Origin of the sequence: Haloarcula onubensis (genome assembly GCF_031624605.1) — an archaeon.
Lineage (GTDB): Archaea > Halobacteriota > Halobacteria > Halobacteriales > Haloarculaceae > Haloarcula > Haloarcula onubensis.
The window spans coordinates 141,408-155,043 of record NZ_JAMQOS010000006.1; the positions used below are offsets into that span (position 1 = coordinate 141,408).

The 13,636-nt window shown below is 53.8% G+C and carries 9 protein-coding genes and 1 pseudogene; 3 read left to right on the forward strand and 7 right to left on the reverse strand.

Annotated features, from left to right (window positions below; genetic code table 11):
• Positions 1-88 precede the first annotated feature (88 nt).
• The 6 genes and pseudogenes from NDI86_RS22250 to NDI86_RS17300 all read right to left on the reverse strand — a co-directional run.
• Positions 89-253 (reverse strand): annotated as a pseudogene (locus tag NDI86_RS22250) (hypothetical protein); the annotation flags it as partial.
• Positions 254-1,087: 834 nt separating this feature from the next.
• Positions 1,088-1,627: a dihydrofolate reductase family protein gene (locus tag NDI86_RS17280; RefSeq protein WP_310901621.1), complete on the reverse strand. Its 540-nt coding sequence runs from the start codon at positions 1,625-1,627 to the stop codon at positions 1,088-1,090.
• A 211-nt stretch (positions 1,628-1,838) separates the two neighbouring features.
• Positions 1,839-2,357: a hypothetical protein gene (locus tag NDI86_RS17285; RefSeq protein WP_310901622.1), complete on the reverse strand. Its 519-nt coding sequence runs from the start codon at positions 2,355-2,357 to the stop codon at positions 1,839-1,841.
• Positions 2,358-2,568: 211 nt separating this feature from the next.
• Complete coding sequence (locus NDI86_RS17290) at positions 2,569-4,374, reverse strand: hypothetical protein (RefSeq protein WP_310901623.1); 1,806 nt, start codon at positions 4,372-4,374, stop codon at positions 2,569-2,571.
• A 105-nt stretch (positions 4,375-4,479) separates the two neighbouring features.
• Positions 4,480-5,679 carry a hypothetical protein gene (locus tag NDI86_RS17295; RefSeq protein WP_310901624.1) on the reverse strand — a complete coding sequence of 400 codons (1,200 nt, stop codon included), beginning with the start codon at positions 5,677-5,679 and terminating at the stop codon, positions 4,480-4,482.
• Positions 5,680-6,028: 349 nt separating this feature from the next.
• A complete protein-coding gene (locus tag NDI86_RS17300) occupies positions 6,029-7,105 on the reverse strand; it encodes a hypothetical protein (protein ID WP_310901625.1) in 1,077 nt (358 codons plus the stop codon).
• A 183-nt stretch (positions 7,106-7,288) separates the two neighbouring features.
• Between NDI86_RS17300 and NDI86_RS17305 the strand changes: the two genes are divergently transcribed.
• Positions 7,289-8,215 carry a winged helix DNA-binding protein gene (locus NDI86_RS17305; protein WP_310901626.1) on the forward strand — a complete coding sequence of 309 codons (927 nt, stop codon included), beginning with the start codon at positions 7,289-7,291 and terminating at the stop codon, positions 8,213-8,215.
• 154 nt (positions 8,216-8,369) lie between these two features.
• Entirely contained in the window at positions 8,370-9,179 is an 810-nt protein-coding gene (locus NDI86_RS17310) for an SWIM zinc finger family protein (RefSeq protein ID WP_310901627.1), read from the forward strand.
• Positions 9,180-9,542: 363 nt separating this feature from the next.
• Here the strand turns inward: NDI86_RS17310 and NDI86_RS17315 are convergent, their stop codons facing one another.
• Positions 9,543-10,949, reverse strand: coding sequence for an ATP-binding protein (locus tag NDI86_RS17315; protein WP_310901628.1), 1,407 nt, complete (start codon positions 10,947-10,949; stop codon positions 9,543-9,545).
• 473 nt (positions 10,950-11,422) lie between these two features.
• Between NDI86_RS17315 and NDI86_RS17320 the strand changes: the two genes are divergently transcribed.
• Positions 11,423-13,312 (forward strand): hypothetical protein, encoded by a 1,890-nt coding sequence (locus tag NDI86_RS17320; protein WP_310901629.1) that lies wholly within the window; start codon positions 11,423-11,425, stop codon positions 13,310-13,312.
• Positions 13,313-13,636: the final 324 nt, after the last annotated feature.

The window sequence follows — 13,636 nt, forward strand, 5'->3', positions numbered from 1 at the left end:
GCGATCTCAAACTCACAAGAACCACTCTCTGTATTCAACACGCGATTTCTGCTAACCTTCAGAGAGGTCAGCAGAGCAGCGTTCTCGACTACTGTATTTCAACGTGTTGCCGGACTTCTACCTCAAGCGATAATGCCCGATCGAGCGCGTCGGCCAGCCCGCGCTGCTGACCGCGGGTAAGGTTGTCCCGACTCAGAAAGTCTTCAAGCACACCTGCAAGTCGAGCCATATCGTCACAAGCGAGTGCCACAGCATCACTTCGGTTTCAGTCGTAAAGATTAGCGGCTTCTAAGGATTTCATCAGAGCCGATGATGGGTTTCAGCGACCGTGCTGAGTACAGGAGATTTACCTACCGCTCGCCGAATAGTTCCCGATGCAGGTTTCCTTACTCCTGACTGGGTGAATGGTCTTCAGACGGTAGTTTGAGTAGAGACCGTGCTCGTTGACGGGCTCGGTTTCGTATCTGTTTTCCGTAGTTTGTGAAAACGAGGGCCGCTGCCAATGCAATTGATGTGCTATGAAGGCTGACTACCGTCCAGGGCGTCAACTCACGACTGAACACAGGTGCGATACCGAGGAGCAGTAGCAGATTGAAGGCTGATTCAGCGATGAAGTACCCCGCACAGGCCGAGAGTGAGGGGTGCCAGCCGACTGACCAGAGCAGGACAATAACGATCGTTCCAAACAGCAGCCCAGCACCCATTCGAGAGAGCGGGATGGCAGCCGGAACTGTCTCGAACAAAGCGAATCCGAGAGTCCAGAACGACGACCCGACAAGAAACCAGGCCAGCAGTAGGTGGCCAAATGAGGGCCTCTGTTCGGAGGTGGGACTGGCTTCCTGTTCATTAGACTGTTCCATCACACCAATATCAACACAAGTCGCAAAAGAATGTGTGGTCTAACGGACACGGTATTTGCTCAATAGGCAGGCTTGTCCTCACAGCTATTTCATCACTCGTGGGCTGAAACGAACAATAGCCGTGTGCTGTATAGATGCTCTAAGTCTTGCACGGCTTTTCTGACAGCATTTGGTGAGGTTTCTGTGGTCGTGCTGAACTCAGGGCGCGAAATCAGTAATGTACTGTTCTAATTGGTCACCTCATAATGGTGTTCGACGATTCCGCTGTCAAATGTCGTCGTATCGATCAGGTCCAGTCCCTGTTCGTCGTGTTCGCCCGAGAACAGCGGGATTCCATCTCCCAACAGAATCGGGATGAATGACAATCGAATCGAGTCAATCTCGTGTTCTTGGAAGAACGATTGTGCGAGGTCTGCTCCGCCGACTAACCACACGTGGGTATCTTGCTGTCTGAGTTCAGGGACAATATCAGCTACCTCTCGACTAACGAACTGTACTGCCTCGGTTGCGGGTGAGAAATTCCTATGAGTAAACACGTACGTCGGCCTGTCGCCGTACGGCCATTCCCCCCAGCTGAGAACCTGTTCGTAAGTTGTTGCCCCCATCACGAGACAGTCTACGGTCTCGAAGAACTCTGCATATCCCTCGACATCCTCTTCGCGATCTGGCTCTGTTTGAAACTCTTCCAGCCAGTCAACGCTACCGTCTGCGTCGGCAACATAGCCGTCTACGCTGGTTGCAATATAGAGTGTAATTCCACTACTCATAGCACGTACTGTGACATCCCACCGGATTAAGATTAACAGTCAGAGTGCTGCGTACACCCTCTGTATCTCGAACGACATCCCTGTCAGTTTCTAAGGATTTCAACAGAGCCACAGCTTCAAATTCCGAATCGGTGTCTTGTGCTTAGTCACAATAGAACGTAGCAACTGGAGCGTCAATCCAGTGAATACTCTCCATCGAGACATCACTGGTCTAAGATCCAGACTGCGTCAAAGCCGCAGGGGGATCAGGATTGTACTCATCGTGGAATGCACCGACTACAGACTGCTGCCACTCAATGTAGCCAGGTTCGCCGGGGGTTCTCGTTCCAAGCCCCCGGAGCCGTGCATAGTCAAGGAGATCGATGCACTCAACCGATGAAACAGCTCCGCCTGCCCCCGGGGAGACACCAGAAGCACTGTCAAGCGGTGTCTCACGCCAGGCATCGAAGCAACCATCGGTAGATGCGGTGACGACGCACCCCTCAGTCGCTCCTGCAAAAAGTTCCGTCGTCACTCGGGCCAAATTGCGATAGTGTCCAAATGGGATGAAGAGAGAATTGCTGTGGTGATTGACAGCGGGCTGGCCTCGGGTGTGAGTTGAATCACCGTAGACAAGCCACTGCTCGCTGTCATTGATCCAGTCTCTATCTTTGAGATAGTCTAGTACAGCTTCGAGATGTTCGTTCGAACGGTACGTGATGTAGCCGGAAATAGAAGCGTAGAAGCTCATGATAGTGCTTGGAAGCGCTGATGAGTGGGTTCACGATACGTGAAACTGAAAGCGGGAAGAACAATCCCAGAGTGAAAGACTCACCGGCTCTCCTCTCTCTTCACTGGGAGGGAAGAAACCGGGTGTTTTGAACGGTGTAATCAGGGAGCTGCGTAAACTGCAAGTCAAAATCGTATTTATATGATTCTGGATTTTTGTTTACGATTCTGAATCAGTTGTCCTCACGCCATCGATTAGCACACTCACAGCAGGTCAGCATTCGCGTTGGCGGTTCGTCGATAGAACGCAACTGGACGAGGCGATAGTGTGCTCGGTCGTGAGTACACTCCGGACACGTCGCAGTTGTCGATGGGAAGGTGATATCCGGCTCTGAGGTAGCCGTCGTTTCGACATCTTCCTGAGGCTCTGCGACACCGACGAGATCTCTAGTTGCAGTCGACACTGGCGCGGATTCTCTGGCGGACTGCAATGCAGTTCCGAACAACGCTTCATCACGGATGAGCGCCCAGAATCGGCGTTTCCCGGGAGGAGTCGGAGTCGTGTGGATGGTCTGCCCGCCATCCGGAACGACCAACTGTTCGTCACCGGCCTCAGGAGTATCAATGACCTCTAATCCGGCCGTTTCAGGGTCAGAATCCGGTGCTGACGTATTCGCGACCACTTCTTGGATAGCAACATTGACCGCTTGACTGGAGGCATCCTCGTCGACGTCGACGGTGACGACGTTATCCTGAGTCCGCCACCACTTGGGGAGTGGAATCGCGCCACCTTCTTCGTAGATTTCCGTCGCCTTCAGCCACTCACCGGCGTCGACGCCGTTGCCCTCCGACTCATCAAGCCGGGCGGGTGGCGTATGGACCGGACGAGAAACCTTCTCGACACCAGGCGCACCCATAGCCGGGATCGTCTTCGCCGAATGCACTTGGTGGGGTTGTTCGATTCCGCGCTTGATGTTGCGCTCTTTGACCGCCTCCCAGTCGACGTCAGCGATGTCGCCCCGCGGCGCCGGACCATCCCCCCGGTCGATGATGGTAATGAGCGTCTCAGAATCCGCCGCAAGCGTCGCTTGGTCGTTGTACTTTCCGACCTTTCCGGCGACGATTCGGACGAGGTCGCCTTCGTGGAGGATGACATCCTGCCCTGAGCGGGTCCAGATAGTGAACTTGATTGTCCCCGTGTCGTCTTTGATGATGCCGACCTGCTGTTGGGACGACGATTTTGGCTGCCAGAGTGTCGTGACCTCGCCCTGGATGTCGGCCTCAACGTTGTACTTTGATGGTATAACAGGGACCGTCGCGATGGGCTGAATAACGCCTGCCTCCTGGAAGCACTCATCCTGAAGGTTCGACATCGCTGTGTAGAGTGACTGCTCACCGAGAACCTTGCCCGCAAGGCGGTGTTCGAGCGCCTCGAGTGTTGGACCAGTGAGCAACCGATCAGACAGTTTCGCGGCCGTCTCGCGAACGCTAGCTACCGTTTCGTCGTCGAGTCGGGCAAAGGGGTCGTAGCGAGTGAGTCCGGCGCCGAGCACGCGGTCCAGGTAGTCCTCCCGACGATTGCGCTGCTCATCGAGGAGTTCATCGCGTCGACGAGCCTCTCGGTCGATACCGATTACAGCTGCAGCCAAGGCTTTCTCACGCTGGCGTTTGCGTTCGGATCGAAGCCCATGCAGGCGCTCTTGCGCTTCCAGTGGGAGGCCAATGAGATCCTCGTCGGCCAGATCTATTGGGTCGATATCTGTGGCAACGCTCGTTCGGAGGCTAGCGTTCACCCAGTGGGAGTCGAGTTCTACCTGACCGGTACCTTCGATTGGCTCCCCGAATTCATCGTATTCGGGTTCGGAACGAACGGCGAGCAACAGTTCGCCGGCGTTCTCCAGGCGAGTCCCCAAGCAGTCACTCTGCAGATGCGGACTCGCGTAGAGGCCGCGCATATCTAATTCGTCGAAGCGGCTACCCTGTTCAATCTCTGCGTTCGTCAGTCGGTTCTGTCCACGCTGTCTGTAGTTGGCTCTCATTGCTTGGAACACCACGTGAGGACGAAGGCCACGATGTCACCATCGCCACCTCTCGAACTCCCTCAGCCCCCTTTGGGGGCAAATACTGGCGGGAGTATTAGATCTCTAAAACGTGGTGGATATCTTAATCCCGGAAGTGAAGTCCTCAACGACATCACTGTCCAGATAGTCGTTTGGCTCGAGACCATTTTGACGGAGGACTTCAACGGCCTCGGGAAGTGATAGTTCCAAGGAGTCAGTTGCTGATGACGGCTCCAACTCTATTTCCTCAAGTTCAATCTCAGAGCGGTCATCACTTCCAGCCGTCGCTTCGAGCAACTCAGACTCCACTGCCTCAAGGGGCTGATGAAACGAATAGTCCCCAAAATAGAAGCACAATAGCTCATAACTGCCATCAATCTCGTGGCGAACGACACGAATCGAATCTGGCTCAGACTTACCGAGTCGGTGAAGTGCGACGGTCTTCGTCCGATACAGCGCGCGCTTTTGGAGCGCCTTCACTCGCGCTTTCGCCCCGTCGCCACGCTGATAAGCCATATCGGCCTCCTCGTCGAGACGCTTCGCATGCCGATTGATGGTGAACACTGCTTGAAGTACCCTCTTTGACTGTGGCAGTGGGTCGATCTCCTCGTAATCAATCTCCGGATGGAGTGATGGCGGCGAGAAATCTACCTCGCGGGGCTGAATGTCCGGGTTTGTTGGCTGTTCGGTAATTGCTTCGAGAATCTCGACTCGGGCTATTCGGCCGACATCCACACGGTCGAAGCCGTGCACATCGGTAACTCCCTCGGCACGCAACGCTCGAACGGAGAGCTTTGGGCGGTCAAAGGGGACAGGAGGGCGTTCGGGATCCTCCTCTGGGGCGCTTGCTTTCCATTCGAGCAACAGTGGTGAGTCTGCAGGAATGCCATCGAGGTGTGAGAAATCATATGGCTCAGTCGCATTGTAGAGCCCATCCTCCCGACTCGCCCAGACCTCAAGCTTGCGCTGTGGTGGAAAGAACGGATCAGCAAGATCAGCATCTTCGTGGCGCCAGTGGCGATCAAGGCCGGTCCGAGACCACTCGGATTCTGGAAGATGGAGCCCATCCATACTAAACAGGGTGAGTCCACCGTCTTCGATCGAAGCCTGCTCTATGACGGCGTCAAAGTACTCAAGTGGGACAGTCGTTGTGGTGGGCGTGGTGCCTCGACACGGCTCAAGCGGAATCGTCGCCGTGCTATCTTCGAGATAGATCCGTACAGGGGAATCGACATTCGTCACGAGTTGGTGCGCAATCTCGTCTGGTCGCTGATTGTCAGTCATGGTAAGTTCCGGTTCTGGCTCGGGAGGAATTCACAGCTGCTGAACCAGTTCATCCGTCGGTCAACCGCAGGGAGCAGCACCCAGCTCAAGCCAATGGAGCAATTGACACCAACCACGTTCTGGGTCGGTTTACGAAGGAGTCTCGTATAGGATTACTGGGCTCCTCGCCACCTGCTTTGGAGGCTACAAACCTGTTAGCGTGGAAGCGATCACCTCAAGCAGACCCGTGCTATCTCCAGTATCAGTCGCCAGAGAAACTCATCTTCGTGCTACAACAGACAGCGAATCGGTAACTAACCTTTCGAAAGCCAGACAGAAGGAGTGGTAGCGCAATTTATGACAGACAGACTCAGGAAAGATGCTCCCAGACCGCTGTCGGATTTGTCTCGTTTAGTTCGGCGTTCGTCTGCATCTTTCGAAGCTCGGTGATACACCGCTGAGCAACCAGAGGATACACGTCGGCAGGTGTGAGCGCGATATCGAGATTCATCAGCTCCGGCCAGTTCTCTGCCCATATGTCTTCGACAACCCGTGGGTAGAGGTCATCGTTGAGGTGGAGACCAAACTCACGACCCTCCTCTAAGACCATCGTGCGAATCTGCTTGCGAATCCGTGCTGGCGTACAGTAGCACGCGACCACGTACTCAGCACCTGTTTCCGCATCCTCGGGCCGGCGGCCAAACTGCTCGCGATTCAGTTCCTCGAACTCTTCACGGACTAGTTTGGTTCGCTGCCCGTGCTCGTCACTCCTTGCAACGACTCCTTCAACTGTGACATCCGTGGCCAGCGACGATGTCGGGAATGCGTAAGACTTCGGGTCAAAATCTTCGCTGGGAGGCTCAATGATCTCCGCAGGAACAAACGAGACACCAACTGGAACATCCGCGATGCGAATTTGTTCAAAGAGGTCCCAGGCCGCCTCCAGTGAGAGGAATCCTTCGAACGTCTCTTCGTATGGATTACCAGGGGGCGTCATCGTCTCGGTTTCTGCATACGGCAGTACATCGAATCCGACGAGAGCCGGCAGTTCTCGTTCAGTGTACCCATAGTCCAACGTCGAATAGACGAGGTTCTCGGCATAGATCACCAGCGGTGATTCATACTCGTCGTGGAATCCACGGAGAACCGTTGTATCAATTCCATCTCGAAGACAGCGAACTGCCCGGTGGAGTGCGCCGTCGATATCATCGATATTATCCTGATGACAGCCCCTGATGGCTTTACGCGTCCCAAAAACAAGGCTGCCATCGCCATCCGCTGCAGATTCGACCTGGTCCGGGTAGAATTCTGCATAGCGGTCGTCATACAGGGTAAACCGGAAGCTACTCCCGTCGAACTTCTCAAGGAGTGTAAGATCCTCAGCCTCGAACAGCGAATCACTGACGACTGGATGATCGTAGCGCGGTATCTTCGGATAGACCTTCATCGTTCGTCATCACCGGGTCCGTGCCGTAGTTGTAACCCGTACTGTGGACAACTACAATGAGTTAGTAAAAGGTAGCGACGCATAGAATAATGGTACCATTCAACAGGACTGGGCAGCTTGCATCCCGTTATTGTAACAATATTAGAAACTATTGTATAAATGAGGTTCGTATAGTGTTACATTGTGCTTGGGAGAATCGAATTCGAAGTCCTCGCCACCGCCGAACGTGGTGATACGATCACCCAGATTTCAGAGAAACTTGACCACAGTGAGAGCTATGTTTCCCGAGCAATCTCCGCTCTCAACGAGAAGGGGCTCTGTCACACTGAAAAAGATGGTCGTCGAAAGCGGGTCAGTCTCTCTGATGCGCGTGTCGTCGAAGTCTACCAAGGCCTTGTCCGAGAATACTCACACATCCACTTTCCGGATCTCTTGACCGGAAAGAGTCTCGAAATACTCTATTATCTCGACGAGCCTCGTACAGTCGCTGAAATTGCCGACGCGAGCGGCAACTACCGGAATACCGTCAATCGCATCCTGAAGCGTTTGCGAAACCGTGGACTCGTGGGTTCAGACGATGGCCAGTACCGGTTCAACAAGGATTTCGACCGACTCAACGAGTTCGCCCATGAACTCGTACATCATCTGCATCGCCAGCACCTCGAAGCAGCCACGTCCCGAGGAACAATTCTCTGGGAAGGATACGACGAATTTCTCGCACAGGCTGAATCGGAACTCAACGCTGAAGGGTTTCACGAGACCGGACTAGCTAGGTTCGCTGTGTATGATCTTCAGTTTCTCCTAACCGAGAAGCGCTACTACTTTTATTCGGAGCATATTGAAGCGGTCGAACCAGCGGATTTGTGTTGTCACACTCTGCTGATTGACGATGGTTCCCGCTATCGGTCGTACTGTTTGCTACTCCTCAGCCACGTCGATATCGACGAGAGCGATCTTCGGGAAACCGCGTCGAAGTACGGTTTGGGAGATGAAATTAACACACTGCTTCGATATTTGAGAAATCATGGAGCCCATCAGGGGGAACGACTTCCCGAATGGTCCGTGTTCGAAGAATTGGCGGCTGACTACGAGGTGACACTCACAGAATGAACCAAAGTCAATGGAGTATGTGTCAAAGGAACTCAGTCTCGAGATTTCAGGGTTCAGAGAACGCATCACATGCGTCGAACCTTTTGAGCAAGTTACATCGGAAGGCAAGGCAATTGAACGCTCTGAGAACAATATAAAGTGAACCAGATTACCGATGCCAGTAGACCAATCTGAGATTCAAGAACTCTGCACCGACGCTGTGTTCGAACGCGGTCAGAACTACTACACCGACGGTCGCATCCATGAGCGACGACGTGTGGGTGACCATATCACCGCCACAGTCGAGGGATCGAAGCTATACGATGTGACGCTCTCACTCTCCGAGCCAAATTACAATCCGTCGTGTACCTGTCCATACCACGGATCGGGGGAGTGCAAACATGTCGTTGCTCTGTTGTTGTCTCTCTCCGACGATCTGCCCGAGGACGAAGGTAAGCGAATCGATGACGTCTTCGAAGAGATCGACAGCAGTGCACTCGAAGCGTTTGTTCGCGAAGAACTTGCTCGCGATGTTGGGATGCTAGATCGGTTCTTCGCCACATTCGGTACAGCATCTGGAAAGTCTCACGACGCATATCGTGAAGACGTCGCCCAACTGTTCGAGGAGCATACCACAGAGTACCCGGTCGTCACTGAAGCAATCGATTTCAGTCGGTTCATCGAACTCGGCGAACGATATGAAGAGCGTGAGTGCTACCGTCAGGCTGCAGCGGTCTACGGCGGGCTCGTGGCTGGAATCGACGACAATATCGAACTCGTCGATGGAGCGTACGACCACTACGCAACGGTCTTCAGCGAGGGCCTGGACGGCTTCGTCGAGTCTGTCGTTGCAGCCAATCTCTCCCGCTCTGAGTACGAGTCGTTCGAGCAATTCCTGCTAGAGCGAATCGAATCCGGGTCGCCTATCCATCAAAAGCAGTTCGAGCGAGGACTGTCGAATCTCCGAGAGCTGAACGATGAGTGAACACGAATCGTGTATCATCCAGCCGCGAGTCGCACTACCACCCACTCATAAAGAAGAGAGAGTGCTGAAAAAAATATGCTTGCGCGGATGAAATCAGAGTATAGTCGTTGTGGTCACAGTGGACAAAGACCGACCTGAAGAGGAAGAACTGGCAGCGGCATACCAAGATGCATCTGAGAACGCCATCTCACTGTCAGGGGAGTGGGACGTGACATCGGCTGAGGCGTGGAACGGACTTGATTAAAGAGCCCGTGTTAGAACTCCGCCGTGGGGACGCTGTCGTCGTTCGTCTCGAACAGGGGAGGCTATGGAGGAAGACATGCCCATCTCGGCGTGGTTCAAAATGATATCGGTGGCAAGAGATTAACGAGCAGTCTCTGACCCATCCAGTGCTTTCACAACATCTCCAACGGTGAAGAGCCGGAGGTCGTCACGTTCTGCAGCAGCTTCTTCGACTGACGATTTGAAGCCACTGCGTGAGAAAAGTGCATATCGCTCAGTTCGATCTCCACCAGAATCAGGCGTCCATCTAAGTTCTGCTGTGTGACTCTCGAGTTTCGAGAGTGCGTCGTATCCCAGCGGTGACTGTTGGAACTTACATTCACCAACGATTAGCGTCTCAGCAGTGGTCAGACCAACAACATCGATTTCGTGGTCATCGTACCACCACTGCCCGGTTTGCGTAATAGTATGGTCTGGGTAGAGGGTACGCAGCGCCGAACAAGAGAGGTCTTCAAATGATCGACTAACGAAATCTGGTAACTCAGGTTCTATCAGTGTTTCATATGCATCGATACCGAGTTCGTCATATTGCTCTCCAGTACCGTAGACGAAGTGGAACCAAAAGCGGAAGAACGGGTCCCGGATACGATACCGACTCCGCTTACTCCGCTCTTTCTGCTCCGTGATCGGAACGTGCTGGTCGACCAAACGGAGCCGAGACAACCGTTTGAGATACTTTGAGAGCTGGTTGTAAGCGATGCCAGTCGTCCCCGCAATTTCGTTCCGACTTGTGCTCCCACCTGCAATGGCCTCAAGAATCGAGAAGTATCGCGTCGGTTCCCTGAGTTCCATACGGAGGACGTAGTCTGGTTCGTCATGGAGCGTCCCGTGCCGGGAAAGGATGGTTTCCTGAATGTTCTCTCCGAGTGAGGCCCCAGGAGAGACCTCCTCTAAATAGTATGGAACGCCACCGAAGACACCCCACGTAAGGACCTGTTCAGCCGGGGTATAGGCGTCATCGAAAAACTCCATCGCAGCCGCGAACGGGAGCTGTCTGATATCCAGCTTGAGCGACGAGCGGCCATACAGTGGACTATTGCCCAGCAGCGCAGCTTCTTCCATCATACTGATTGACGACCCGACAAGCACGAACGTCGCAGCAGACTCATCGAGTTCGTGATCGAACATCGCTTGTAATACGGACGGAAGACTCTCGTCCTGCTCAACGAGATACGGAAATTCGTCGAGAACGATAATCGCATCCTCTTCAGCGAGATATCCAAGAACGTCCTCCCAGTCCTCTCTAATTCGTTTCACGCCCGGATATGTGTCAGAAGCCGCATCGATGAACTGCTGGAGTTGAAGGTCCGTGGTTTTCTGTTTCGCTTGATACACCACGGCATCATCATAGGCTTCGAGAGACTGCTTAACCAACGCTGTTTTTCCAAGTCGACGTCGTCCGAATATCACGGCGAGTTCAGCTTCCTCGGACTCATATAGGGAATGAAGCCGAGAGAGTTCCTCTGTCCGATTTACGAAATCCACCATGGTCCACATAACCCCTCACAGATAATAATACTTTGGAGAATCGTACTCTAGAGTATGATACTTTAGAGTATTATTCTTGACTCGGGAATATCTCGACTGTAGAATAGTGCATCTACCCCTCTGTTTGCTTCTGGAGGCGTGAAACGTCGTCCGAAGCAAACCACCTCCACCGCTATGGTTATATCCACGCTCAGCGTATCCGAAGACGGACCTTGAACGGTCCCATGTAACATAGAAAGGCAAACCTCGCCTTTCCTTTCAATATTCCTGAGCCACTTCTGAACAGGCAAGCCACTAGAAATCAACCGATACCAAGACAGTGAACACCACAAAAACAGCCCCCACGGTGGATGTGTGGATTATGTGTGGTTATCCTTCGATAATCGCCTGATAGCGAAGTAATCAGCAGCTACAGTTATACTCAGTTCAAGCGTTTTAGAGACTGGAAAGCATCGGCTTGCTTTCTATGTTACATGAACAGCGACAGCAACAGCGATCGCTCCGACGAGGACGATCACAAGAAGAGCGGTAGTACCGACACCCACCATGGCGACGTTCCCCAGTCCCCGTATGTCCGACGCTACATGGGCCTCAATGCGGTCGAGGCTCGCAGTGACGACATTCCTGCTGACTGGGACGTGGCTGGGCAGGAAAGCGCGACGTTCCCCGAGAGCGACTGCTACGGATGGTTCGATGGGCAACCCATGGTTCCCTCTCGTAGCGACGAACGGAGGGCAGAGATCAACATGATCGGCAGCGCACCCGATGCACTGTCCGAACCTGACTCTGTTCCGCCGAGCAGCGCACTTATCCTGAAAGGCGCAGACAAACTCACCGACCCGACTGGCGATCAGTTAGTTGGTGTGTCCTCTGGCCTCGATGAATCTTACCCCAGTGGTTCCGCTGATACCACGACGCCAACGGACCAGAAGCTCGTCCCATGGAATCAACTCGATTTCCGGACGCTTCGACTCCGTTCGCGTGACTACATCCCGAACGCAGAGCAGACGCCTGCGTCTGCTTTGGGGATAGAACCGAGCGACCTCGAAGTATCACTCCCGGATGGTTCGACGCTCCCACTCGGAGCAATCGTTCCAAACCCGGAGCAGTACTCGCGGTCCTCGATTCCAGGTATCGAACGCCGACTTGCACTCGATTACGAGCTCAAGAAGGTGACCAACGGAATCGACCAACACGGTCAGACGTCTGGCGTTGCTGCTGTACTCGATGCACACACTGATGCCTTAGCGATCTATCGCGAGGAGCAGAACAGCATCGTCCCACAGCGACGTAGCGAGCGATTCGAACAATCGGTTCAGGAACAATCAGACCCGCTTCGAGAACTCGAAGCAAGCTATCCTGAGAGTGTGCCTGAAGTCTTGGCTGAAGCCAAGCGCTTCTATACGGACTTCCCGCATGCCCACGAAATTCGAACGAAGACGCCTGTCCAGATGGCATCCGTCTTAGCACGCTGCGTGTTAGATGGACGCGATCTCTCATCTGCAGTCCTGAGCCAATCAGAACTGGAGAAACACGATCCTCGGAACGTACTGAAGATTGGCAACATCCAGTACACCAATACCTACTCTACGAGGGGGTATGTCTCCACTCAGGGACGAGTGAAGCGAGTGTATTATCCGGATAATCCGAAGATCAAGTTCGGGTTTATTCTGGAGGATGATTCCGGCTTCGCGTACGTTGCAGTCTGGAAACCCAGCGAACGAGTCATCACCCGTTCGACTTCGGATCCAGATGATGCCGACGGCGAGGTTATTGTGTCTGAGAGCATCTTTGTGGAACCGAACGAAGGCGATTTGGTTCGTCTCACGGACTTCCGCAAAGGCGAGTTCAATGACCAGCCCTCACTTAATTCTCGATGGGATAGCGACATTCGCATCCTCGAGAAGGCTGCTCGAACGTCAACGAGACGACCGCCAACGCAACACCGCCCTACGCCTCCGACCCACAAGCGCAGCAACGCTGCCAGTGAAGACGAGTCTACGGGCGAATCTGCGAACGCAATGGCGAGATACACTGGCGATACCTCGACTGAATGGCCCGATTCGGACTGGCTGAATTGGATTATGTCTGCCGAGATCGCTACCGTCACCCGTCAATCGACGATGGCGCAACCCACCGCCGGTGAGACTGTCTCCAACGGAGCGGATGAGCAGACTGATACCCACCTATCTTCGGATAGTGCATGGGATTCCTCAGCCTGCTGGGTGTGCCAACAGCAATCCGGCTCGATGTCCTACGACAGCGATGTCCGGGCGTTCTATCACCCAATCTGCCTCGACCGTGCTGGTGTCGACAGCTGCTCTGAGTACGAAGAACTCCGGCCCCAGGAGGTTCACCACTGAACACTCCCAAAACCGCCGTGAGAACTTCAGTGTACGTCTCTCTCACTAGCGAGAGTCCTACAGCTGTCCAACCGAACTGTAACGACTACTAACACCCCCCGAGTTCAGCAACGAACTCAGAACTCTATCCTTTCCTTCGATACCTCCCGAGCGGAAGTGTCCGCTTGTCTTAACCAACAAATCCGCTTGAGGCCCCTCCAGTGTTGGTTAACACGCCGCCAACGATGCGCTTTCCGATCTTGAATCAGTCGTCGATGCCGCCTCTCCATGCTGATGGCTTCACTCCCGAGATGGTTGGAAATACAGAACCGGCATTTCAACGTC